This window comes from Enterobacter sp. RCC_40 (assembly GCF_041360735.1).
Classification (GTDB): domain Bacteria; phylum Pseudomonadota; class Gammaproteobacteria; order Enterobacterales; family Enterobacteriaceae; genus Enterobacter; species Enterobacter ludwigii.
In genome coordinates, this window is sequence record NZ_JBFUPR010000002.1 from 271,526 (window position 1) to 292,539 (window position 21,014).

The window sequence follows — 21,014 nt, forward strand, 5'->3', positions numbered from 1 at the left end:
GGAGTGAATTCAGGTTATAGCAGTTCGTGTGCTTTGGCATAATCAATTAATTCAACGATGCTTTGCACACCCAGCTTGGAATAAATATTGGATTTATGTGCGCTGATGGTTTTGTTGCTTAATAGTAACTGCTCTGCAATCTCCTTATTGGATAAACCATTTGCCAGGTAACGTAATACCGTCACCTCACGATTCGATAATGGCATATCCGCGACCATCCCTTTCCCCGAACCCAAATGGTTTATAAAATTCAACGTTTCCGACGGGAAAAAAGAATAGCCCATCAGGATCATTTCAACGGCGTTGTAGATCTCGCCCAAATCTTTTCGTTTACTGACAAAACCATTTGCCCCGGCGCGAATGGCGCGTCCTGCGTAAAAAGACTCGGATTTTGAAGAGAGGAACAGGACCTTGATGTCTTTATTTAAGTTTCTGATTCTCTTCAGTAAAGCGAAGCCATCTGTGCCCGTAAGTTCGATGTCCAGGATCACCAGATCGATAGGGTGGTTACGGATACAGTCAAGGACTTCATGGCTGTCGCCAGACTTGAGTTTGACTGTGATGTTTTTATTTTTCTGTAGCAGGACTTCTATCGACATTCTGACGATAGGGTGTTCGTCCATAATGATAACGGATGCCGGTTTCATTTTTAATGCCTCAGACTGTTAAAAGCGTTATGCCGAGTTTGGTTAAAACTCTCGAAATGCCGGAAGGATAAATGTGCAGATCCTTATACCGTAGTATTTCCCTGGAAAGAGCGAAAGCATCCTTGTTAACGTAGTGAAGAAATCTATGCCTCAGCGCGGTCATCTCATTTGGCTGGTGTTGGCAAAAAGGTTTTTCTTATTCATATTTGATACGCGTCTTATTATACCGTGTAAGTTTTTTCCGAAAACCCTGTAAATTACCCCTCGCTTATTACTTTGTATTATCTTCTGGATCCGAATAGCTATTTTTTTAAAATTAGCTTAAATATCCTGTTATCCCATTTACCGCATCTTTTGATCTTTATGTAATAACAAAAAATGACATATCACACTGTATGTTGATCAAATGTTAACAAATCGACGGCCGTTTTCAGGGGCTGAAAGCGGGAACGGATGGTGAAAAAGTGTTCACAGAGGGCACCAGACCTTCGTTTGAAAGTGATCGGGTCGTCGCCGGAAAGGGCACCCGTCGTACAGCAGAACATACTACAGACTTCGCTTTTGACTGCCAGGCAGTCTCGCCGAGCCGCTTGTTTTTACATCATTATCGTCTTATTAACTCCGTTATCAAACACTTAACGCACGGAGGAAAGTGCTGCAGATTATTCATTCTGTGACATTTCACATTGTTTAAGCCCGTAAATTAGGAATAGTTATAAAATTGAAATTATTGTTAAAATTTAACAAATAAGTAACATGATTGATAAGTAAATTCCTAAAGGTCTTTAGGAAATAAGGGCTTAGTGAGTGGGTTAGAAGGTGCAGTCTGAGAGGTTATTGAGAAGGTGCAGCAGTTCCTGGCGATGGGTCAGACCCAGTTTCAACAGAATGCAGCTGAGACGATAGATAATGCGGCTATAGGGGCGATTCTGCATCAACGCTATCTGGCGAAGGGTCTTCCCCCGCGATAACTCCTGCAAAATAGGCCATTCGGTGCGGGAGAACCAGTCTTTATCGCAGCCCTGGGGAGGGCTGGTATCCATCAGGCTGTGCTGGAAAGCAGACGGCGTCAGCTGACGTTCGAGCACGTGAAAAGGGCCCGCCGCTTTGCAGAACAGGCGAGTATCGTAATTATCCGCCCTGACTAACAGATAGGGCGTCAGAAAAGGGGGATAGAGGCTATGCCTTCTGAGCTGATCCAGCTTGTCGATCAGCGCAGTGGAGCGGCTTTCAATATCCACCACCAGACGGGCGGATGGCCACTGGGCCAGGGCGCTAAACGCATCCTCCAGCGTGGGGTAGTCGCAACAGCTGCTCAGGGGAAATTGGCCGTTGAGAAAACCGGTGCGCAGAAAATGATCCTCCGTCACCAGAATGATAAACGGAGCGTCTGTTTTGCGGGGCTGGCTGATGGACTGACTCAAAAATTCGAGCCGGTCGAAGAAGGGGGGAGCAAAAGGCGAGCGCGTAAATCCCAGTGCATCACTTCCTGTACGCCGCCGCCGGTAACGGCGCACTGTCATTCGCATGGCCTCCCCCCTGGAAATGGCTTTTTAATCCTCCGGCCATGTCCAGGACGGCCAGTAATAGCCCTGGCCGAGTTCTGCGCCTGCCTGCAGTGCCCAGGTACAATCCTGCTCAGTCTCAATACCTTCAATAAGCACTTTCCCGGCAAGCTGAAAGCACCGGGACACCAGTTGCCTTAGCGCGGGTGTGGCGCGTAAACGCCAGAATGCATCCTTATCGATTTTTACGCCGCTTAACGGTAACCGGCAGGATAAAAAGGGCGGGATGAGTGTTTCATCAATGTCATCCAGCCAGATACCGTGACCTTGTCTTATGAGCTGCAACAGGCTCCGGGTAACGGTCTGCCTCTGCGCGGCTGACAGCGTTAAAAAAGCACTGGGGTCGACAAGTTCAATATTCAGCGGCGGACATTTTATCCGGCTAAGCCGCTGAAAAGCGTCGGGCTCTGTCAGGACGGTTATCGGCAGATTAATGAAAAAATTATTACAGTGCGGGGTATTTTTTAACGCGGTGAGCTGTGCTTCAAGCAGCGTTATCGACCAGTCTGCAGACTGATGGCGGAAAAAGGCTTCGCTATGCTGCGTTTCAGACAGGACGCTAAGGACCTCTACGCCGACCCTGCGTAAAGAGGAGAGGGCGACGATGGGCTCAAGTTTGATGCCGACGATGTCCTGAGAAAGGTACTGTAACCGGGGGGGCGTATAGGTCAGGTTTTGCGCTGTCACTCCATGGTCCTGTTGTCTGTCAGCCTCCAGGCGGCCGGGATACCTCACACTAGTGTGACGAGCTGACGCTCAGGAAAACAGCAGGCGTTACTTAAATGCAACTAAGCCTTTTCGCAGCGCGAAATTCTACGACGGAAAAGCGATGAATGTTGAAAAAACAGCCGTATTTACAATCGGCTAGCGGTAATTGCCCCTGAAAGCCGAAAAGGCATTGACTCACCTGTCATTGACCGTATAATTCCAGGCGTTTCACCACCGCGAAGTTCACTCTTCTCAGTGCGCCCTTAGCTCAGTTGGATAGAGCAACGGCCTTCTAAGCCGTAGGTCGTAGGTTCGAATCCTACAGGGCGTGCCATTATCACTTCTACTAACGTCTCTCAAAGTCTACTCAATCCAGTAATACCAAGCTATTCAGCTAAAACTCGCTCTCCCTACGTCTACTAAATTGTATTGAAATCCACACCAAAGTGGGGGTACATTCGGGGGTATATACAGGTTCAATGGAAAGAGATACCCCCAATGAAGTTAACGGCACGCCAGATAAGCACAGCTAAGCCTCAGGACAAGCCCTACAAACTGGCGGATGGCGGTGGCCTGTACCTGCTAGTTAACCCGAATGGTTCCAGATACTGGCGTCTGAAGTACCGCCTAGCAGGAAAAGAAAAGCTCCTGTCTATTGGCGTTTTCCCTGATGTAACCCTCGCTGAGGCGAGAGATAAGCGAAATGAAGCCAAGCGATTACTCGCTAATGGTGAAGATCCGTCTGAGGTTAAGCAGGCGGAGAAGCAAGCCAGAATACTCGCAGTGAATAACAGTTTTGAGTCTCTTGCGCTTGAATGGCATGAACATAAGAAACCGAATTGGTCTTCCGGTTATGCCGACGACATTCTCGAATATCTGCGAAAAGATATTTTCCCTTTTATCGGTAGAAAAGCTATTACCGATATCAAACCCATGGACATGCTTTCAGTTCTGAAGAAGATGGAAGAACGGGGTGTCCTGGATAAGCTCAAGAAAACGAGACAGGCTTGCCGCCAGATATTCACTTATGCAGTTATCACTGGAAGGGCAGAGTACAATCCAGTCACGGATTTGGCAGGGGCTCTGAAATCCCCCAAACAGCAACATTTCCCTCATCTCTTACCAGATCAGCTTGGCCCCTTCAGACATGCTGTCGACGCTTATAGCGGCAGTAAAATCACCCGAATCGCAACATTACTCCTTATGTACCTGAGTGTTCGAACTATCGAACTTCGTGCTGCTGAGTGGCAAGAATTTGATCTGAGCAAAGATCTCTGGCTAATCCCAAAAGAGCGCATGAAGATGCGCCGCCCACACCTCGTTCCTATACCGAAACAAGCCAAGGAGCTGTTGCTCGAACTCAAAGAGATTACCGGTAGAGGAAAGTATGTTTTCCCGGGGCGTAATGACGCAGGCAAGCCGATGAGCGAAGCCAGCATTAACCAGGTGATTAAACGTATCGGCTATGCCGGTCAAGCCACTGGCCATGGATTCAGGCACACCATGAGCACTGTGTTACATGAACAGGGATTCAATTCTGCCTGGATAGAGGCGCAGCTGGCGCATTCTGACAGAAACACGATACGTGGTACCTACAATCATGCTCAGTACATTGATGGCAGACGCGAAATGTTGCAGTGGTATGCAGACTATCTGGGTGAGTTGGCTGATAAAACCACCGGGTAAGCATTTTACTCATTTGCGATGAAAAGTAGTTGTTCCGATCGTTCCAGTTGTTCCATATAGGTGGTTATAAATGTAACTTATTGTTTTTATGAATATATATGCTTCGATGCTGGAACAACTCTGGAACAAATTGTGCTGGTTTTGGAGCAACTACGTGCATGCAAATTTATATATAGGCGTATTTATGCTGGTTATGCATACAGTTGTATCTGGACATGTTTGCTTCAGTAGAAGATACTTGTATAAATCGAGCGCATGGTTTTTGCTAAAGAATAGCTTTGGTGTTTGGTAATTCATGTTAAGCAGGAGTTATGTATGTTTACGCTTCCGAAGGATGCTAATGAGTTAAACGAACAATTGAGTAGAATTGCTGATGACATGGAAACATGTAATGAAGGGTTCAGAAAAATTCGAGAGCTTGATGTTACTATTCAAGAGATAACCGATAGGGTAGATGTAAAAAAATACGACGAAATCACTAAAGATTTTCATTTAATTCAGTATTACATTTCTTTTCAAAGACGACGTAAAATCATTGATAGTCTAGAGTATATCAATGAAATGATGAGTGAAACCTATGAGCAGTATTTATTAGAAGGTAATGATGAGATAAGCATAGAAGAATACGAGGTTTATAAAAAAGGGCAGATTGAACTTGAACAATATGAGTTAAAAGATGATATCTACAGAATTCTTACTGGAGATAATATTGATATCAAGAAAGAAGACCTTAAGTATGCTGATGCTTGGCATCTGTCTCTACCTGTACGCACGATTGATATGAAAAATATCGCTTTTGAAAATCGACGCTGTGGTTTTATTGGTGGGATGGAAGAGAAAGATTATAATGATGTTATTTGTAAAGTATGGAGTGATAGTCCAACAGGTGAAGATATAGCAAAATTAAGAGCTATTCCGGATGGTTATGGCTGGCCTACAAAAGGATTGAGTCAACACATTTGGGCTGAAATAGATCTCAACACTCCTGATGACATTCTTTTTGAGTCGTTTAAAAACTGGGTTAAAGCAGCAAGAGAATTACCTGTATTCACTGATTCATCGGTTCCATATCATTTAATGTCAGCAAAGGTAATTAAACCTAGTCATATAAAAAAATGGCGAGCCTTACGTATATTGGCATATTTGGATTTAAAAATATTGTCTATGTTAACTAACTTTCCTATCACCTTAAAACAATATGGAGATATATTGTTTTTTGAGGATTTTGATGTGGATACAACTGAAAAAGTAAGAAAAACTCTTATCCCTCTTGCAAATGATGTCCTCGATTATGGTTACCTTGATTGCATGTTGAAAAAAGTATTGGCGGAAAATTAATTTTAAGGTTTTCTTCCGGAAAAAAACAGATATGAAATTCTTCCGGAAGAAAAATTTTTTGTTGTTATGCCTTCTTAATCTCATCTGACTCTAACAAAATCCATGTTGTTATCTCAAAGACTACTTCAGTCTCTATATGTCGAAAGAGGAATAGCATGGCCCAAAACCTAATTCGTTTACAAGAAGTACGTCGCCGTACCGGCTACAGTAAAGCATGGATCTACCGCCTTATGAGTGAGGGGAAATTCCCGACCTCGGTCAAAATTGGTTCTCGCGCCATTGCTTTCGTTGAAAGTGAAGTTGATGACTGGATTAACCAGCGCATCGTAGACTCACGTAAGGAGGTTGCCTGATTCCGCATATTTTTACGAATAACTTGCGTGAAATTGCGATAACCCTTTGGCAGGATCGTTATGTCGCGACAGCTACCAACTAATTAACGACAGGTAAATCATCATGACTAAATTTTATGCCCCTACCGGGGAGGTACTCGCTCAATCTAAAATCGGTCAGCACGGCATTTCTACGCCAACTATGAGTAGCTTAGAAATGGTCGATTACATCAATGCCGAGCGTAAAGCGAAAGCCGAAGCAGAAGGATTAACTTTCCCATGCAAGCGCTATACGAAGATTCAACACAAACACATCCTTGCCAAATCGCCAAAGGTCTTGGGTGAGGGGTACTCAGCCAAATTTTTGGCTCAGTATAGTGATAGCACTGGGCGCGAGCTTCCCTGCTACCAGTACCCTAAGCGTGAAGCTTGCCTGATGGCGATGAGCTATAGCTACGAGCTGCAGGCCAAGGTTTACGATTACATGGATGAGTTAGATCGCCAGGCTCATGGCTACCTCAATTACTCAGTGCAAGAACTTCAGGCAATTGTAGCGGGAGCTCGTAAGGTATCAGATGAAGACTCAAGTGACGCTGGCCGCCGTTTGCGTAAACGTCAGGACGATTTGGTACTGCTCGATAAAGCGGAATCGCTGGTTGAAAGCCTCAGTCAGTTGAAGCTCGATTTTATCGGTAGCGAACGTGATAAGGAGATTCATTAATGCGTGATGAGCAAAAACTTAATCCAGTTAATGAGCTTGAGAGAATCAGGGCGCTTGCAGTTGCTGCCGGCTATTTATCCACAACAGGGAAAGAGGCAACGCTGTTGTATGAACTTGTAGATTTAGTGGGAGAAATCGCCCGCAAGGCACTTGAGCATGAAGGCGTATTATAGTCTCGTTATTATGGGTGGCTTACGCCACCCCATATTTTTAATCATTCGCCTTGCGACCTGCGTTTCTCATCCCGCCATACTTCTCATAGGCCTTCAGGTGTATAAATTGCCTTATCGTGGCTGTATTCACCATTCCATGTCTTTTTCATCGGCAGTTCACCTTTCATATACAGCTGGTATAGGCGATGACAGCCTTTCTCCAGAAGCACAGGTGTAAACTTTGTGAAAGCATCCTTACCGTGCGGGGTTATCTGCGTCTGGTCTTCTGTGAGATATTTGTCGCGGGCATATGAGGCGACACGCCAGCGAGGATCTTTCTCAGGATCACGTTGCTCGTTGAACACCCAGTCACGCTCGAATACCCACCACATCATTTTGTTGATATTGACGCCATTAAGAGCCTTACAGAATGCCGGGATTGTCATGCCCTTAGTGAAGTGTTTCTCCAGACTCTCAACGGTGGCGCTGAGCGTTTTATTTTCCAGCGCAGCGGCTTCGGCTCGTTCTTCGGCCTCGATAACCATCAGCGCCAGCTCTTTACGGCTGACTGGTAGGGCAATTGCGTCACGCTGTGTGAAGTAAAACTCCACCAGGTCTTCGTGGTAACCCCATGCCTGATCTGTTTCCAGCATTTTTGCGTGATTGGCTGCGCCACGCTCGGTCCAGAGAATCAACTGACTCGTATATTTACTAACCAACCCTCTTAAAGAGGGGTGCCTTTTAAGCTCATGCAATTCGGCCCCTTCTACTTTGAAGAAGTGCTTATCTTCAACGAAGCGCGATTCGTTACGGGAGAAGTTGTTGGTGAGCATTTTCTCGGTCGCACCATAACCCGCCGCCAGTTGTTCAGTGGTCACCACTCGCTGACCGCGATACTCGATGTGTTGCAGGTCGCGGGCGGCTACCGGTGCCAGTTCAGTTTTTTTAGCCATGTTATTTCCCCTCCTTCAGTTCGATCCCGATGTGTTTTGCATAACGGCGCATACTGCGATTCAGTGGCATCAGTACGTTGCCGTCCCTGGTACTGAACTGCGATACAAACTGCTCACATTGCGCATCTTCGCGAACTGGTTCCCGTGTTAGCCGGTGCCCTTGTGCCAGCGTCAGCCCACATAGCCCTTGTCGAGTTTTGCTGCTACGTCTCTTTACCATCAGCGCACCCCCTCGGGTTTGCTGGCCTGCAGCTCTGCCTGTTCTTTCACGTAGCGGTCGTGCATGGAATCCCACTTCGCCAGCCACTTGTGTGCTTCGCGCTTACGTTCCAGGATGCGACGCAGACGGCGAATACAACGTTGGTGGGCGGCAAGATATTCAGCCTTTGTTTCTCCGTCTCGCCATACCTCCCTGTCATCGCGATCAATACGCACCCGAGGGTGATGCTGCGGAAAACCTGAACGCTCAAAAGCCTCGGTGGTCATGAAGAAAGCCAGATACCGGATCGCAGTGTCTCGGGAGAAGCATTTTTTAATGCGTCCATGGCGTACTGCCACGAACAGCGGACCAACTGGTGTATCGTGTTTCTGTAAAGCCAGGTCAATCGTGCTGGCGGTGCAGTTATCGAACATAATTAATTGTCCTCGCTTACATGTTTCTTTTTCACGTAATCAACAACCTCGTTCAGAAGTACGTCGATAATTAATTTCCCTGAATCCGTCAGGTATTCGGTGTGTTTATTAATCCCTATGGCATTTTGATATGCGGTTTTGATAGTTGTTTCTCCCTCATATCTGCTAAGCCCACAACGAGTTAATCCTTCGAACCGTAATAACAACTGAAGCATGAAATTCTCAGTTACTTCTACGGTTTCAATTTTGTTATCAGGCAGTTTTATAATCAGTAGGTTTCCATCAGTCTTACGTTTGAGTCGCGCCAATGCCGCGTTAGCAACTCTGCGCCGGTAAGTTTCGATAATATTCATAGTTAGTACCCATAAGCTTTCTTGAGATAAAGGCGAGCGATTGCCTCGTAACCACAGGCGACATAAAGGCAGGCCGTTCTGTATGCTGATTGGTCTTTGATGAAAGTCATACGAAGCGCCTCACAGCCAAAGAAGCGATTACCCGACCGTGAATTTTTATATCTTTCTGTTCATCAGAGTTAAGAGTGAAAGTTTGGTAGTGTTGATTGTCAGAAATAATTCTCAATGCGCCTCCAGCTAATGGCTCTATTCTCTTAATGAACAGACATGGGCGACCGAAAACATCCATCGTATAAACATAAATGCCAGAAGTGAGCGCACGGCCACCGCAACCAACGAAAGCCACAACCTCACATGGTTCGATGGTCGGCTGCATTGAATCACCTTCCATCCGGCAGCTCTGAACTCGGTTGCCAAAGTCATTAATGTCGTCAGAGCCGAACAGCATTTGAGGCGTTTTTATTGGTTGGTTAACTGCGAGAGAATTTTGCATTTCATTTCCTCAGGGTGAGTTTGTCCCCACCCGAAAAGGTGTTGTTTTTATTAAGTTGGGTTAATTAATAAGTTTCTTGTTTGGCTTCGAACATTTTCTTAATGTCAGGGTAAGCATCAATGATTTTTTTAGCATCATCACATGCTTCATCGTATGACTTAAAAAAATCAACCAGGACGAAATAATTATCTATACGCTCGTAAATAGCGAACTCCACTCCGTCAATGAAAGTAGTGTTAAATTGGTAATTAAAACCATCTTGATGAGGCTGTGAGGCGTAAAGATATGACCAATGGCTCTTTGATGATCTAAGCTTGGCGTGAATATCAAATGTCTGGTTAGTTGGTTTGGGTAGGGAGTTTCTGTTCATCTCATTGGCTCCGTTGTTTGCCGATGAATGAATACTACAAAACGTACATCATGCTGTCTATACGAATCGTACATTGCTTTTTGTGTTTTATACAAAGTGTATGAATGATAAAGAGAAATAAATTACATGATGTAATGTCTGGTGGGGGAGATGGAAACAAAAAAGACCGCGATTAAAGCGGCCTTCAGAGATAAGTGGAATTAGTTAAAAGTATCTTCAGGCCACTGGGCTTGTATAACCCTTCCGATGATTCTGCACTCCTCGTTACAAGGTATACTTTGATAGCGAGGGTTTGGATTGAGAGGTTCCAGCCATGGCTGGCCATCTTCACGGACAAATCGCTTGAATGTGACCTCAGAATCGTTGTGAATGCCTGCAACGCAGAAATCACCATGATCTACGTTCTTGGAAGGATCAACTAAAATTAGCATTCCTTCCGGAAAACTGGGCCTTGTTCCTGGCGGGGCTGTCATTGAATGTCCGCTAACTTCAAGCCAAAACGAAGTAGGACCTGCTTTCTTGGTTGTGGGGACCCATTGCAGAGCATCACGCTCATTAAACACCTCAACATCAGCAAACTGACCAGCCTGCAATGTTGTGAAAAGAGGATACTCATATTGTTGCTTGACTGGAGGATGAGTTAGATCTTCTGCGACTGTAAATGTTCCGTCAGGATTTAAAGATGCTCCAGAAATCCCCAGTATTTGGAATATCGCACCTACCTCCGCTAACGAAGGACTCCTCCTCCCATTAAGCCAATGTCCCATTGCGCCCTGAGTTACACCCATCTTCTCAGAGAGTTCTGCCTGGGTCATACCAAGCGCACTTAGTCTGGTTTTAGCCAGTTCGTTCCAGTGTTTTTTCATGACCTAAATAATACACCTTGTGTAGTTTACCTCAATGCACAATATGTACAATTTGTTTGATTGTGTAAACTACATAATGTACATTTGATTCTCCTTAGAGGAGGAACCATGAACAACCTTAGAAAATTAAGGCAATCGCTTCATCTTACTCAGCGTGGCTTGGCTGATGAAATTGGTCAAACGGTTAGTTCTATTGGCCATTACGAATCTGGTAGGCGAACTCCAGATATTAAAACATGCCATCACTTGGTAGAGGCTTTAAGCAAGAGTGGGAAGAAATTTTCTATTGAAGATATTTTCCCCCCAACGTCAGGAGGGTGACATGGCGGATGCAATCACTACCGAAGACCGATTTAAGCCGTTGGATATTGATTATCGCGATCCTCTCGGTGTGATTGTGCATATCACCGACTGGAATCGCGGTAAGCAGCAGGTTTTTTCGCTATGCCGGGCTATCAGCATGTGTGTGCAGCCGGTCTGGAAGTTTCAACAGTATTTCAGGAGGGTTGAGGAGTGAGCAATTTCTTACAACTCGTTGATCGCCCAATAGCCTTTCAGCGGTCGTTCGTTCGTCTTGGCGTTGGTATCACTGGTGCTTTGTTGCTGTCTCAGCTCGTTTACTGGCAAAACCGTATGGAAGGGCAATGGTTTTATAAAACCCAAGCTGATCTCGAGGAAGAGACAGGGCTTACCCGTTACGAGCAGGAAGGCGCTCGTAAAAAACTGGCTTCCTGTGGCGTACTGGAAGAAGCAAAGCGTGGCATCCCAGCGAAATTATATTTCAGAGTAAATCAGGAGCGTTTGGAAGAGCTTCTTGTCGGTAAAAGCCAACATACAGGTGTGGGGAAAACCAACAAACAAGGATGCGGAAATTCCGCAAACAGTGATGCGGAAAACCAGCATGCAGGTGTGGGGAAAACCAACGAGCAGTCATGTGGAAATCCCGCATCCATTCATACAGTAGATTACCAAGAGACTACACAGAAGATTAATACAGAGAATAAACCTCTTGGTGCATCGGCTGAAGCCGACACACCGAAAATGAAATCTTCAACTGACTATTCTCCTGCATTCGAAGAAGCTTGGCAGGCATACCCAAAACGTAGCGGTGGAAATAACAAGCTAAGCGCATTCAAAGCTTGGAACGCACGTATTAAGCAGGGCGTTCAACCAGAGACGATGTTGGCTGGTGTCAAACGCTATGCATCATTCATGGCTTCTGAAGGAAAGATCGGTACCTCATTCGTTAAGCAGGCTGCGACGTTCTTCGGACCGGACAGGCATTTCGATGAAGCATGGTTGGTAGAGACTCCAGCTGTCAAAGCCCCTACTCGACAAGAGCAGTCTCGTTACGAGTGGTACGCAAAGTCTGATGACGGCTCCGCTGAGGTGTTTATCAATCAGTCAGCGATCGATCGCATGAACCGTGGCGGGTACCGCCCATGAAGTTACTCCTCAAGCGTGTGCTGGTGGCCGGATATAACCACGGTGTTCTGCGAGAGGGATTCGTTACGTGGTGCTTTATCAAATTTGATTTACGGAGTGTCTGATGACCCCTGCTGAACTTTCAGAAAAACTATGGGATAACGCCGAGCGCGTCGCTAAATTTCTCCTTCCGAAAGGACATCTGGAGGGGAAAGAGTGGTGTGCAGGCAATACTAACGGTGACTCAGGTAAAAGCCTCAAGGTTAATATCGGTGGTAAAAAGTCATGGGCTGATTTCGCCAGCGGAGACAGTGGTGACCTGCTGGATCTCTGGGTGCTGGTGCGTAACTGTCAGTTGCATGACGCCATGCGAGAAGCGAAAGAGTTTCTTGGTCTGAAAGACGACGACCACCACTTCGAAGCGAAGAAAAAAACGTTCTCTCGTCCGACAAAGAAGGGTGTTAAATCGGCCAGTAAATGCTACGACTACCTTGCTTCGCGTGGCATTACCCGAGAAACAGCCGATCGTTTTAAAGTGACAGACGCGGTGGTCTGGTACCACGAAGAAAACCGCGAGGTGCCTGCAGTGGCATTCCCGTACATTCGGAACGGCGAACTGCTGCAGATAAAACGTATTGGTACCGAACGGCCAAACGGCAAAAAGCTGATCATGGCTGAAGCTGATTGTGAACCATGTCTATTTGGCTGGCAGGCGCTGGATAAAAACACCCGCCTGGTAGTGCTGTGCGAGGGTGAGATTGACTGCATGACCTTCACGCAGCTTGGCTATGATGCCCTGTCTGTTCCATTTGGTGGAGGCAAGGGTGCCAAACAGCAGTGGATTGAATATGAATACCACAATCTCGATCGCTTCCAGGAAATCTGGCTGAGCCTGGACAACGACGATGTAGGTCGTGAAGCTGCAAAAGAAATCGCCAGACGTCTTGGTGAGCATCGTTGCCGCATGGTTGAACTTCCGCACAAAGACATCAACGATTGCCTCATGAACGGCATGGACAGCGATTCCATTCTGGAATACATGGAGCGCGCTAAATTCTTCGATCCCGATGAGCTTTGCTCAGCAGGGGATTTGCTTCAGGAAACAATCGAGGCATTCGAACATCGTGATACCGGACTGTTTACAAGCCCATGGGCTTCGCTGAACAACAACTTTAAGTTCCGTGCCGGTGAGCTGACCCTCGTCAATGGCGTGAATGGGCATGGCAAAACAGAGCTCGTTGGACATATTGCGATTGATGCGATGAGTCAGGGCGTCAGGACTTGTATTGCTTCTCTGGAGCTTAAACCAGGCAAAATGCTTGCCCGACTAACGCGGCAAACCATCTGCACTTCCTCACCGAAGCGTGAAGAAATCATTATGACCAACGAATGGTTTTCTGACCGCCTTTGGGTATTCAAGCTCACTGGAACGGCCAAAGCAGACCGGCTTCTTGAGATTTTTGCTTATGCTCGGCGTCGATATGGCATTGAGCTGTTCGTCATAGATAACCTGGCGAAATGCGGACTGGACGAAGAAGACTACACAGGTCAGAAGGACTTCATCGATACGCTTTGCGACTTCAAAAACGAGCATAACTGTCACGTCCTGCTGGTTACCCATGCCAGAAAAACAAACGACTCCGCTCCAACCGGAAAGATGGACGTAAAAGGCACTGGTGCGCTAACGGATATGCCCGACAACGTGATGGCCGTCTGGCGCAACATTCCCCGCGAGCTGGCGCAGAGAAAAGCTGAACGCATGGGATATGAGAGTCTCGACAAAGATGAACAAGCCGCAATCAATCTTCCCGCTTCAATGATTCGTTTGTTGAAGCAACGAGAAGGGGAAGGATGGATCGGCGATATTGGAGCCAACTTTGACTCTCGCTCTCACCAGTTCTTGGAAGGCGAGAAAAAACCATTTAACTACCTGGTCGGTAAGCCGCAAAGCGAGCTTGATCTCGAATGGGAAGCCAGCAACGTGACGAGGGTTTGAGATATGGAACTGGAAGCATCACTAAAACATTTCAGCCCTCAGGGCATGCACATCAGCGACAGCGTAAATAAGACAGGAGCACAGAACAATGCGTGACATTCAGATGGTTTTAGAGCGCTGGGGCGGCTGGGCAGCAAGTGATAGCTCTGGTGTGGATTACTCTTCCATCGCTGCTGGCTTCAAGGGGCTTCTTCCTCAAACAAGTAAAACTCGTCTTTCATGCACCGATGATGATGCTCTGATTATCGAAGGGTGCTTAGCTCGGCTGCAAAAGCGTAAGCCCTATGAACATTCGCTCTTAGTTGCGCATTATCTCTATGGCATATCGAAGCGGAAAATTGCGAAAGCGCGAAAGAAAGATGAAAAGCTAATACGCATTGAGATTCAGATGGCAGAGGGTTTTATCGATGGTTGTTTGTCTATGCTAGATGTACGTTTAGAGATGGATTCTTAGTATTGATAGACTAAACGGTGTTCGAGGCCGTTTAGTCTTCTTTCGCTGTTCCGGAAGGTATGACTTCAACAGTTTTGCCAATATTGACAATTTTCCTAACGGTTTCCTCACGGTCTTGAATTAGCTCAGCTCTAAATTTCTCACTAACGTGGGGGCTTTTCAATTGTTCGTCGATGCCTTTCAAATCTCTTTCAAGCCTATTCCGTAGGGCTGCTTCAGCTGGTGATTCAAGTCCATGTCGATTAATAACGTACATCATTATATAGGTTGCACCAGCAGATACTAAAGGCGCGAGAGCGTACAAGAAAGGGCGCCACTCACTATTCTGTTCTGGTGCGAGAAGAGGGACTAAAGTCGTCAGAACAGCACCAAGGCCCCCAGTAGTGAGTCCGGAGTTGGTGCTTAAAATATTTTTCTTATCGTCGCTCATTTTTTTGAGTGCCCATGATTGGTTGCATCATCAATAAGATCAACGATTTTCTTGCCATCTTCTTGATCTAAACGAAGAGTGACAGTTTTTTCGAGCGAACGATTTTCACTGTAGAACCTAAGTTCCACAATCCTGGTAGGGAAAACCTTGCGCCACAGCAGCGAGGAGCCAGCATATACAAAGCGATAGAAGGTCGGAAGGCTTATGATTAGCCCCAACCAAAACACGATTTGTAAAAGCTGTTGCTGTATCATTAGTTTCTACCGTTGCTATATCAGTTTCTTCCCCTGCATCACTCGATGTCGAAGTACTTTTTTTATGACGTACTTTTCTGTCTTGCCACGGGCTGAAGTGGTACGGGTTGTTTCTAAAAGGACAGAGAACATGTCTTCACTAGTTACAGTCCCCTCGGCCATTCTTACTTTAGCTAAAAATTCATAGTCTGTAAGTAGTACGGAGTGCTCCTCTTGGTTGTAATCCATCCTCCAGCCTTTCTCGCTGTGGAAATTAACCTGAGTAAACTTAACATTAACTTCTTTTTCTTCAACGGTTTTTGTCAGCAGCGTTCCTCTTGGAAGCGGCTTAATCTCTTCGGTTTGATCGCCTTCAAGCTTCACCAATACTTCGTCATTCCCATCTACGATTTTGAAAACTGGAGACTCTTTTCCTTCAAGCGGACCTTGAACAACAGAGATCAAAGCATCACGAATCACTGGCTCAGTTACAAGTGTGGCAACAGCTGACGGACATTCGATATCTCCGTCCTCAAACTCAAGGACTGCCATATCTGTTCCAGCTCTTTTAGTTACCGAAACAACCTTTTTCGACCCCAGCTGCCTAATCAAAGACAACGCACTGGCGTGTGCAACTGCGCCAACAGTTCCCACTATCCCAATGGTTTTTAGAACATCTATTGCATCAGGTAAAAGTTGCACAACCGTATAGGCAATACCAACTGAACCTTTCTTGAGTGGCGCAGAAACTAAGACCTTAACCGATTTATTGCCATCGTTTAATAAATTATCGGCCTTATTAATTAGTGTCGTCATGGAAAGTATTGATTTTCCGAGATCTTCTGCGTCAATCGCATGTTTCGATAATTCTTTATCATCGGCGTCATAAAACACCTTAAAGGAAGTTGACTTCTCCATGACTTTCCTTGCTAGGCCCGATATCTTTAAGGCTCATAATGGATGGGGTTGGTTATTTAGATACGTAATTTACAGAGAAAAAAATACAAAATCACTAACGCGGTCCGCATTTTATCATTTACTGTGTTAAGAGTAGTCACTTCGACACACAGCTTAATCATCGAAACCCTGCTAGAAATAGTGGGGTTTTGTCGTATCTGGAGGCCAACTATGAAAGATAAAAAATGCTGGTAAGAGTCTCGGCAGATACCAGCATTCTGAAAGAGAAGGTTGATGCTTTACTTGAAGTGCTTCCCGAGCATGTCCCTGACGAGCTTCTCAGCATGATCACGGGCCTGCTTAGTGATATCGTCTTTGTGAACAGTTCGCCCACAATTGGTACAGGTGGAACCTTCAATATCGTCTACGCTCTTGATTTCAACGCCGCTGCGTACAGTCAAATTATGGCCGCAGCCAGGACACTTAAAATTAACCTTACTCATGAATAGCTTCCTTTTCTGATATGGTTACTTTTGGCGATTTAACGATATCAGACAGGATGCAAGGCAACCATAAAAACCACTGATATTGCGTGGGTAGTTTGACTTATGTATCATCTCGCCCCCGGCCATTTATCTCAGTTGGTCCGGGCGTGAGACTCATAATTGCCCGGTCGCTGGTTCAAGCCCAGCAAGGGCCACCAGACCGCCACTAGCTCATCGGGAAGAGCGGCAACTAAATGTTGTAGTACGAGGTTCGAGGCCCCGGTGGCGGACCAATGCCGACTTAGCTCAGTAGGTAGAGCAACTGACTTGTAATCAGTAGGTCACCAGTTCGATTCCGGTAGTCGGCACCATAAATAGATAAGGACTTCCAGATGATGGGATATGCGATTGGCAGCTTCTTCGGAATGATGATGATTTCAACCGCTTATGCATTCATATACACAAGGATTAGCAAAGCTTTATCTCTAAAGATAACTCAAGCTTGGGCTCATAGACCAGCAAGATTTATCATCCTCCTGATTTTCGCCGCCCAAGGAATAGTCTGTTTAGGAATGCACCTCATCAGCTTGTATCTTCTCTACCTTGGGGCGACATTTGAACCATATACTGGTTCCTATGGGTATGAATACACTGGAGAAGATAAAATATCGACAGCATGGATTTTCTTCGGTGCGGCCATGGCAACATGCTTGCTTGCAGACATTCTCAAAGGCATCTTCGTCTTAACGTTCGCTGACTAAGCCGCCTAAAGACACTAAGTGCAACAAATGAAGCTTTTCGGTCTGTGATGATGGGTTATCCTTAGTGGCTGAAAAGCGACCCAGTTTTGAATGGGCGCTGCTTTTCGCAAAATTGCTGTGTGAAAATACTGGCCTTTGGGTTCAGCGCTCATTCAAAAGCATCTCGTCAAAATCCAGTTAACCTCGGGTGGTTTGTTGGATGAGGTGCCTCATTCAGATAGCCTCGCCATCGTGCGGGGCTATTTACTTAATGCACCATGTAGTATTTCTAACGCCACTCCGTTCACGGCAGCTTTATACTCCTCTCGTTAGCTTGAGGAGATGAGTATGCAAGCAGGTTACTACTGGATTCAGCACTGCGGTACGGTACAGGTTGCCTATTACACCAATGATGTTGTTGATGACCTGGAAACGGGCAAGCCCATCACTGGAGTCTGGCATCTGACGCAGGGAGATGACATTTGTCATAACGGAGAAGCTGAGGTTCTCGCGGGCCCAATTTCTCCTCCAATTGGCTTATAAGATTTATTGCACTTCATCCTTTTCGAACTACTCTTCTAAATATCCGATGGAATGGATATGGAAGTGCTTGTACTTAGTGCTTTTTACTAACAGCGTGCATGCTGATAGTCTTTGATTGCCTGCTCTGTGAGTGGGCTTTTTTTTGCTCAAAGATAATCCATTGACCGGATGAATGAATGGCGCGTAAATTATTTCTGTGGTGAATCCCTTCTAAGCGAAGGGGCGTTCCAGTCAACTGCTATCTGCAGGTATGCGCGCGGCTTTGCTGACTGGGGTAGAGTCACCGGGAGGCACCCGGCACCATGACAACAACAATAAAAGATTCTAATTCCTTGAGAGCCTGCCATAAAAAGCAGGCTTTTTTTATGATTTTTTAAACTGCTGCTACGCTTGAAAAGTGAGTCGAAGTTAACTGTCTGATGGTTCTCCTGAACCATTGTGAATCAGCCCGATACTGCCTCACTCTGGCCAGTTAGCAAAACTCACGACTACCTACCTTACTTACTAATAGTCACTCATTAGCCCGCCTTCAAAAGCGGGCTTTTTTTATTTCAGGCTCCGGGAACCATCATCGACATGCCTACTTGTTAAATCGTCCCGAGGGCCTGATCCCTTACACACAGCACCCGCCCATAGCGAGGTGAGAGACGATGAAAATGCCACACAATCCAAACAACTGGCCTGACTGGCTCGAACTCTTCCAGAGCTGGTGGCGTGGAGAAACGCCGCTGGGTGCCGTACTGATGGCTTTCATCATGGCCGCACTTCGAATCGCCTACACGGGAGGTGGCTGGAGAAAAATATTTCTCGAAGGGCTCCTTTGCGGGGCGCTGACCCTGACGGTCGCCTCCGGGCTGGAATATATGGAATGGCCTAAATCGCTGTCGATTGCCATTGGCGGTGGCATTGGCTTTATCGGTGTTGAGCAGTTCCGCCGTTTGCTGCTTGGCATTTTAAACACCCGCCTGGGAGGTGGTAATGCAGCAAAATGATTTACGCTGGCTGGTTGAAGGCCGCAAATATATCGGGCAGATGGAAATCAAAGGCCCGCGCCATAACCCGTTAATTCTCCAGTTCTGGAAGGACATTAAACGAGGCGGTATTAAAGATGACGAAACTCCCTGGTGCGCTGCTTACGTCGGGTCAATGTTCGAACGCGTCGGCATCCGGTCAACCCGGTTCGAATCAGCCAAATCATACCTCAGTTGGGGAGTACAGCGTCGCGAACCAGCTTACGGATGCGTTGTTGTATTCAGTCGCGACGGCGGCGGGCATGTGGGGTTTGTCGTTGGACAGGCGGATAACGGTGATTTGATGGTGCTGGGCGGTAATCAGTCTGATGCCATCAACATTCGCGCCTTTGCCCGTTCCCGCGTCACCGGCTATCGCTGGCCTGTTAACGAACCTCTGGACAACAGGCCATTGCCGGTGATGAATGCGGCCAGTTCGGTAAAAGAATCATGATCCCGTTACTCCCGGCAGCGCTGAAATCCTCCTGGCGGGTGCTGGCGCTACTGCTCATAGCGGGAACCATTGCGATCCTCGCCATCAGGCTGGCGCACAGCCAGGCAGATAACCGCGTTCTGGCATCGGATAACCAGCTGCAGGGGCAGGTTATTGCGACGCAGGCGTTCAACTTCAACCGGTTCAATCAAATCGCTGAGCATGCCAACAGGCTGAACTCATTGATTGACACCGGCACAGAAGAAACCGTCATCAAATACCGGGAGATTCTCCGCCGTGAAAAAACATGTGATCTGCCTGTTCCTGCTGATATCGCTGGTGGGCTGCTCGAATACGCGCACCGTTTACGTGCCAGCGCCCTACACACCGATACCAACAGACCTGATGCAGCCGATGATCGTGCCGCTGCCGCCAACTCAATGACGTACTGCCAGGCGGTGCTGTGGGTTAAGCCGCTGCTGGCAGTCATTGAGAAGGGTAACAATAACTTCGCGGGAATTCGTGAAATCGAGAAAAACAGAGCTTCGCCGTAAGTATCCATAACGTATTGATATATCACCTTAATGATCTTGCCTTCGAAACATATAAGCACATAGTATCTGCAATATCGGTGGTCTATAATCCATATACAGTTATGGTAAAGGACAGTTAATCAACGATTGTCACCTTGCTGGAAGATGGGAAACGTAGATGAACCAGAAGAGGTTAAAATGAAAGTTGACGCTCTTACGCAAAAGGCAGAAGAAGAAATTGCCGCTCTGATAGCAAAAAGAATTTCAGAATTACGAAAAAAAACTGGAAAAGAGGTTTCTGAAATTCAATTTATAGCACGTGAATCGATGGCCGGTCTCGAAGGTTATGAGGTAAAGATTAAACTTATTTAATCTCTTCTTCAGTCACAAGGTCGCTAATGCGGCCTTTTTGATTGCCATTACACAATCAACTGCAGGTGGCTTGATAATGGTTATCTCCACCAGCTGAAATCACACCTACTTGCTCGACATTCATGTGTTACAGTTAAACCGTGGTGAATCCCCCTAAGCGGTGGGGCTAATTAACCTGACGACTCTTCTTTTTGGGGCATCGTGAATTTCTAGAGCAAGCGGGTCAAGGATGGTTAACCAAAAGACTCACCGGGAGGCACCCGGCACCACAATCATTTGTAAGGTAGTAGTCATACAGCGATATTGTTTATACTCTCAGTAAAGGTGGTCAGAAAATTCCTAAAGAACCAGTGTTCTTTCTGTACCGTTTGGTATAGATTTTTCTTTCGCTGCTACCTTTCTAAAGGCATTTGATAATGCTCTCGATACAATAATTATATCGCGCGGACTCCGGTTCGTAATGCAGAGACAACTGCATGACCCAATGACCAGGCAATTTATGCTGGTCATTTTTTTTACCGCCATTTTACAAGCGGCGATGAAGCAACAGCAACTCAAGGACATGAGCGTTACTCCACGAAACGGAGCACACAACATGTGATGGCTTTGTGCACAGCCACTTCCTTTGCGTCCAGGTGTACTTCCC

30 protein-coding genes, 3 tRNA genes and 1 pseudogene are annotated in these 21,014 nt (G+C 46.4%); 21 read left to right on the forward strand and 13 right to left on the reverse strand.

Going from position 1 to position 21,014, the window contains the following annotated elements; all coding sequences use genetic code 11:
* Positions 1–14: 14 nt before the first annotated feature.
* The 3 genes from fimZ to AB6731_RS09340 form a co-directional block, all read right to left on the reverse strand.
* The gene (gene fimZ / locus AB6731_RS09330; protein ID WP_014168952.1) at positions 15–647 is read right to left on the reverse strand and encodes a fimbria biosynthesis transcriptional regulator FimZ; all 633 of its coding nucleotides are present in this window, start codon (positions 645–647) and stop codon (positions 15–17) included.
* 812 nt (positions 648–1,459) lie between these two features.
* Positions 1,460–2,176, reverse strand: a complete 717-nt coding sequence (locus AB6731_RS09335; RefSeq protein ID WP_032677572.1) for a response regulator transcription factor — start codon at positions 2,174–2,176, stop codon at positions 1,460–1,462.
* A 24-nt stretch (positions 2,177–2,200) separates the two neighbouring features.
* Entirely contained in the window at positions 2,201–2,899 is a 699-nt protein-coding gene (locus AB6731_RS09340) for an EAL domain-containing protein (RefSeq protein ID WP_047744085.1), read from the reverse strand.
* 278 nt (positions 2,900–3,177) lie between these two features.
* Here AB6731_RS09340 and AB6731_RS09345 point away from each other — a divergent pair.
* From AB6731_RS09345 to AB6731_RS09370, 6 genes are all read left to right on the forward strand, one after another.
* Positions 3,178–3,254: transfer RNA gene (locus AB6731_RS09345), tRNA-Arg, on the forward strand.
* Positions 3,255–3,418: 164 nt separating this feature from the next.
* A complete protein-coding gene (locus AB6731_RS09350) occupies positions 3,419–4,606 on the forward strand; it encodes a tyrosine-type recombinase/integrase (protein WP_371006230.1) in 1,188 nt (395 codons plus the stop codon).
* Between the two features lie 315 nt (positions 4,607–4,921).
* Entirely contained in the window at positions 4,922–5,944 is a 1,023-nt protein-coding gene (locus AB6731_RS09355; protein ID WP_371006231.1) for a DUF6387 family protein, read from the forward strand.
* 155 nt (positions 5,945–6,099) lie between these two features.
* Positions 6,100–6,297 carry a helix-turn-helix transcriptional regulator gene (locus tag AB6731_RS09360; protein WP_371006232.1) on the forward strand — a complete coding sequence of 66 codons (198 nt, stop codon included), beginning with the start codon at positions 6,100–6,102 and terminating at the stop codon, positions 6,295–6,297.
* A gap of 103 nt (positions 6,298–6,400) precedes the next feature.
* Positions 6,401–6,997 carry a Rha family transcriptional regulator gene (locus AB6731_RS09365; protein WP_371006233.1) on the forward strand — a complete coding sequence of 199 codons (597 nt, stop codon included), beginning with the start codon at positions 6,401–6,403 and terminating at the stop codon, positions 6,995–6,997.
* Entirely contained in the window at positions 6,997–7,170 is a 174-nt protein-coding gene (locus tag AB6731_RS09370; protein WP_371006234.1) for a hypothetical protein, read from the forward strand. The genes AB6731_RS09365 and AB6731_RS09370 overlap by 1 nt, the downstream gene beginning before the upstream one ends.
* Positions 7,171–7,253: 83 nt before the next feature.
* On the opposite strand, the gene AB6731_RS09375 is transcribed toward AB6731_RS09370, so the two are convergent.
* From AB6731_RS09375 to AB6731_RS09405, 7 genes are all read right to left on the reverse strand, one after another.
* Positions 7,254–8,102 (reverse strand): ORF6N domain-containing protein, encoded by an 849-nt coding sequence (locus AB6731_RS09375; protein ID WP_371006236.1) that lies wholly within the window; start codon positions 8,100–8,102, stop codon positions 7,254–7,256.
* Position 8,103: 1 nt separating this feature from the next.
* Entirely contained in the window at positions 8,104–8,322 is a 219-nt protein-coding gene (locus tag AB6731_RS09380) for a hypothetical protein (RefSeq protein ID WP_371006237.1), read from the reverse strand.
* The gene (locus tag AB6731_RS09385; RefSeq protein WP_371006238.1) at positions 8,322–8,735 is read right to left on the reverse strand and encodes a hypothetical protein; all 414 of its coding nucleotides are present in this window, start codon (positions 8,733–8,735) and stop codon (positions 8,322–8,324) included. The genes AB6731_RS09380 and AB6731_RS09385 overlap by 1 nt, the downstream gene beginning before the upstream one ends.
* A gap of 2 nt (positions 8,736–8,737) precedes the next feature.
* The gene (locus AB6731_RS09390) at positions 8,738–9,088 is read right to left on the reverse strand and encodes a hypothetical protein (RefSeq protein WP_371006239.1); all 351 of its coding nucleotides are present in this window, start codon (positions 9,086–9,088) and stop codon (positions 8,738–8,740) included.
* 106 nt (positions 9,089–9,194) lie between these two features.
* Positions 9,195–9,581: a helix-turn-helix transcriptional regulator gene (locus AB6731_RS09395; protein ID WP_371006240.1), complete on the reverse strand. Its 387-nt coding sequence runs from the start codon at positions 9,579–9,581 to the stop codon at positions 9,195–9,197.
* 64 nt (positions 9,582–9,645) lie between these two features.
* Complete coding sequence (locus AB6731_RS09400) at positions 9,646–9,951, reverse strand: hypothetical protein (RefSeq protein WP_371006241.1); 306 nt, start codon at positions 9,949–9,951, stop codon at positions 9,646–9,648.
* Positions 9,952–10,151: 200 nt separating this feature from the next.
* Positions 10,152–10,817, reverse strand: coding sequence for a LexA family protein (locus AB6731_RS09405; protein WP_371006242.1), 666 nt, complete (start codon positions 10,815–10,817; stop codon positions 10,152–10,154).
* Between the two features lie 108 nt (positions 10,818–10,925).
* Between AB6731_RS09405 and AB6731_RS09410 the strand changes: the two genes are divergently transcribed.
* From AB6731_RS09410 to AB6731_RS09435, 6 genes and pseudogenes are all read left to right on the forward strand, one after another.
* Entirely contained in the window at positions 10,926–11,138 is a 213-nt protein-coding gene (locus AB6731_RS09410) for a helix-turn-helix transcriptional regulator (RefSeq protein WP_371006243.1), read from the forward strand.
* Between the two features lies 1 nt (position 11,139).
* Positions 11,140–11,334 carry a DUF4222 domain-containing protein gene (locus tag AB6731_RS09415; protein ID WP_371006244.1) on the forward strand — a complete coding sequence of 65 codons (195 nt, stop codon included), beginning with the start codon at positions 11,140–11,142 and terminating at the stop codon, positions 11,332–11,334.
* The gene (locus AB6731_RS09420) at positions 11,331–12,263 is read left to right on the forward strand and encodes a hypothetical protein (protein ID WP_371006246.1); all 933 of its coding nucleotides are present in this window, start codon (positions 11,331–11,333) and stop codon (positions 12,261–12,263) included. The genes AB6731_RS09415 and AB6731_RS09420 overlap by 4 nt, the downstream gene beginning before the upstream one ends.
* Positions 12,264–12,366: 103 nt before the next feature.
* The gene (locus AB6731_RS09425; protein ID WP_371006247.1) at positions 12,367–14,238 is read left to right on the forward strand and encodes a toprim domain-containing protein; all 1,872 of its coding nucleotides are present in this window, start codon (positions 12,367–12,369) and stop codon (positions 14,236–14,238) included.
* 3 nt (positions 14,239–14,241) lie between these two features.
* Positions 14,242–14,313 (forward strand): annotated as a pseudogene (locus tag AB6731_RS09430) (hypothetical protein); the annotation flags it as partial.
* A 13-nt stretch (positions 14,314–14,326) separates the two neighbouring features.
* Positions 14,327–14,692, forward strand: a complete 366-nt coding sequence (locus tag AB6731_RS09435; protein ID WP_371006248.1) for an antiterminator Q family protein — start codon at positions 14,327–14,329, stop codon at positions 14,690–14,692.
* A 31-nt stretch (positions 14,693–14,723) separates the two neighbouring features.
* Here the strand turns inward: AB6731_RS09435 and AB6731_RS09440 are convergent, their stop codons facing one another.
* From AB6731_RS09440 to AB6731_RS09450, 3 genes are read right to left on the reverse strand one after another with little or no spacing between them, the layout of a single operon-like run.
* Complete coding sequence (locus AB6731_RS09440; RefSeq protein WP_371006249.1) at positions 14,724–15,122, reverse strand: hypothetical protein; 399 nt, start codon at positions 15,120–15,122, stop codon at positions 14,724–14,726.
* Positions 15,119–15,376, reverse strand: a complete 258-nt coding sequence (locus AB6731_RS09445; protein WP_371006250.1) for a hypothetical protein — start codon at positions 15,374–15,376, stop codon at positions 15,119–15,121. Before AB6731_RS09445 ends, AB6731_RS09440 begins: the two co-directional genes overlap by 4 nt.
* 15 nt (positions 15,377–15,391) lie before the next feature.
* Complete coding sequence (locus tag AB6731_RS09450) at positions 15,392–16,273, reverse strand: hypothetical protein (RefSeq protein ID WP_371006251.1); 882 nt, start codon at positions 16,271–16,273, stop codon at positions 15,392–15,394.
* A gap of 224 nt (positions 16,274–16,497) precedes the next feature.
* Here AB6731_RS09450 and AB6731_RS09455 point away from each other — a divergent pair, with 224 nt between their 5' ends.
* The 9 genes from AB6731_RS09455 to AB6731_RS09495 all read left to right on the forward strand — a co-directional run bounded on the left by AB6731_RS09455 (position 16,498) and on the right by AB6731_RS09495 (position 20,368).
* Positions 16,498–16,761, forward strand: coding sequence for a hypothetical protein (locus AB6731_RS09455; protein WP_371006252.1), 264 nt, complete (start codon positions 16,498–16,500; stop codon positions 16,759–16,761).
* A gap of 117 nt (positions 16,762–16,878) precedes the next feature.
* Positions 16,879–16,955: transfer RNA gene (locus AB6731_RS09460), tRNA-Ile, on the forward strand.
* Positions 16,956–17,032: 77 nt separating this feature from the next.
* Positions 17,033–17,108: transfer RNA gene (locus tag AB6731_RS09465), tRNA-Thr, on the forward strand.
* Between the two features lie 21 nt (positions 17,109–17,129).
* The gene (locus tag AB6731_RS09470) at positions 17,130–17,498 is read left to right on the forward strand and encodes a hypothetical protein (protein WP_371006253.1); all 369 of its coding nucleotides are present in this window, start codon (positions 17,130–17,132) and stop codon (positions 17,496–17,498) included.
* Positions 17,499–17,825: 327 nt separating this feature from the next.
* A complete protein-coding gene (locus AB6731_RS09475; protein ID WP_371006254.1) occupies positions 17,826–18,020 on the forward strand; it encodes a hypothetical protein in 195 nt (64 codons plus the stop codon).
* A gap of 650 nt (positions 18,021–18,670) precedes the next feature.
* Positions 18,671–19,012: a phage holin, lambda family gene (locus tag AB6731_RS09480; protein ID WP_371006255.1), complete on the forward strand. Its 342-nt coding sequence runs from the start codon at positions 18,671–18,673 to the stop codon at positions 19,010–19,012.
* Positions 18,999–19,484 (forward strand): TIGR02594 family protein, encoded by a 486-nt coding sequence (locus tag AB6731_RS09485; RefSeq protein ID WP_371006256.1) that lies wholly within the window; start codon positions 18,999–19,001, stop codon positions 19,482–19,484. The genes AB6731_RS09480 and AB6731_RS09485 overlap by 14 nt, the downstream gene beginning before the upstream one ends.
* Positions 19,481–20,017, forward strand: coding sequence for a hypothetical protein (locus AB6731_RS09490; RefSeq protein WP_371006257.1), 537 nt, complete (start codon positions 19,481–19,483; stop codon positions 20,015–20,017). Before AB6731_RS09485 ends, AB6731_RS09490 begins: the two co-directional genes overlap by 4 nt.
* Positions 20,018–20,194: 177 nt before the next feature.
* Positions 20,195–20,368, forward strand: coding sequence for a GnsA/GnsB family addiction module toxin (locus AB6731_RS09495; protein WP_371006258.1), 174 nt, complete (start codon positions 20,195–20,197; stop codon positions 20,366–20,368).
* Positions 20,369–21,014: the final 646 nt, after the last annotated feature.

Coding starts and splice junctions, on each gene's coding strand:
- fimZ (WP_014168952.1), bottom strand. CDS start 647: ATGAAACCGGCATCCGTTATCATTATGGACGAACACCCTATCGTCAGA.
- AB6731_RS09335 (WP_032677572.1), bottom strand. CDS start 2,176: ATGCGAATGACAGTGCGCCGTTACCGGCGGCGGCGTACAGGAAGTGAT.
- AB6731_RS09350 (WP_371006230.1), top strand. CDS start 3,419: ATGAAGTTAACGGCACGCCAGATAAGCACAGCTAAGCCTCAGGACAAG.
- AB6731_RS09355 (WP_371006231.1), top strand. CDS start 4,922: ATGTTTACGCTTCCGAAGGATGCTAATGAGTTAAACGAACAATTGAGT.
- AB6731_RS09360 (WP_371006232.1), top strand. CDS start 6,100: ATGGCCCAAAACCTAATTCGTTTACAAGAAGTACGTCGCCGTACCGGC.
- AB6731_RS09365 (WP_371006233.1), top strand. CDS start 6,401: ATGACTAAATTTTATGCCCCTACCGGGGAGGTACTCGCTCAATCTAAA.
- AB6731_RS09370 (WP_371006234.1), top strand. CDS start 6,997: ATGCGTGATGAGCAAAAACTTAATCCAGTTAATGAGCTTGAGAGAATC.
- AB6731_RS09375 (WP_371006236.1), bottom strand. CDS start 8,102: ATGGCTAAAAAAACTGAACTGGCACCGGTAGCCGCCCGCGACCTGCAA.
- AB6731_RS09380 (WP_371006237.1), bottom strand. CDS start 8,322: ATGGTAAAGAGACGTAGCAGCAAAACTCGACAAGGGCTATGTGGGCTG.
- AB6731_RS09385 (WP_371006238.1), bottom strand. CDS start 8,735: ATGTTCGATAACTGCACCGCCAGCACGATTGACCTGGCTTTACAGAAA.
- AB6731_RS09390 (WP_371006239.1), bottom strand. CDS start 9,088: ATGAATATTATCGAAACTTACCGGCGCAGAGTTGCTAACGCGGCATTG.
- AB6731_RS09395 (WP_371006240.1), bottom strand. CDS start 9,581: ATGCAAAATTCTCTCGCAGTTAACCAACCAATAAAAACGCCTCAAATG.
- AB6731_RS09400 (WP_371006241.1), bottom strand. CDS start 9,951: ATGAACAGAAACTCCCTACCCAAACCAACTAACCAGACATTTGATATT.
- AB6731_RS09405 (WP_371006242.1), bottom strand. CDS start 10,817: ATGAAAAAACACTGGAACGAACTGGCTAAAACCAGACTAAGTGCGCTT.
- AB6731_RS09410 (WP_371006243.1), top strand. CDS start 10,926: ATGAACAACCTTAGAAAATTAAGGCAATCGCTTCATCTTACTCAGCGT.
- AB6731_RS09415 (WP_371006244.1), top strand. CDS start 11,140: ATGGCGGATGCAATCACTACCGAAGACCGATTTAAGCCGTTGGATATT.
- AB6731_RS09425 (WP_371006247.1), top strand. CDS start 12,367: ATGACCCCTGCTGAACTTTCAGAAAAACTATGGGATAACGCCGAGCGC.
- AB6731_RS09435 (WP_371006248.1), top strand. CDS start 14,327: ATGCGTGACATTCAGATGGTTTTAGAGCGCTGGGGCGGCTGGGCAGCA.
- AB6731_RS09440 (WP_371006249.1), bottom strand. CDS start 15,122: ATGAGCGACGATAAGAAAAATATTTTAAGCACCAACTCCGGACTCACT.
- AB6731_RS09445 (WP_371006250.1), bottom strand. CDS start 15,376: ATGATACAGCAACAGCTTTTACAAATCGTGTTTTGGTTGGGGCTAATC.
- AB6731_RS09450 (WP_371006251.1), bottom strand. CDS start 16,273: ATGGAGAAGTCAACTTCCTTTAAGGTGTTTTATGACGCCGATGATAAA.
- AB6731_RS09455 (WP_371006252.1), top strand. CDS start 16,498: ATGCTGGTAAGAGTCTCGGCAGATACCAGCATTCTGAAAGAGAAGGTT.
- AB6731_RS09470 (WP_371006253.1), top strand. CDS start 17,130: ATGATGGGATATGCGATTGGCAGCTTCTTCGGAATGATGATGATTTCA.
- AB6731_RS09475 (WP_371006254.1), top strand. CDS start 17,826: ATGCAAGCAGGTTACTACTGGATTCAGCACTGCGGTACGGTACAGGTT.
- AB6731_RS09480 (WP_371006255.1), top strand. CDS start 18,671: ATGAAAATGCCACACAATCCAAACAACTGGCCTGACTGGCTCGAACTC.
- AB6731_RS09485 (WP_371006256.1), top strand. CDS start 18,999: ATGCAGCAAAATGATTTACGCTGGCTGGTTGAAGGCCGCAAATATATC.
- AB6731_RS09490 (WP_371006257.1), top strand. CDS start 19,481: ATGATCCCGTTACTCCCGGCAGCGCTGAAATCCTCCTGGCGGGTGCTG.
- AB6731_RS09495 (WP_371006258.1), top strand. CDS start 20,195: ATGAAAGTTGACGCTCTTACGCAAAAGGCAGAAGAAGAAATTGCCGCT.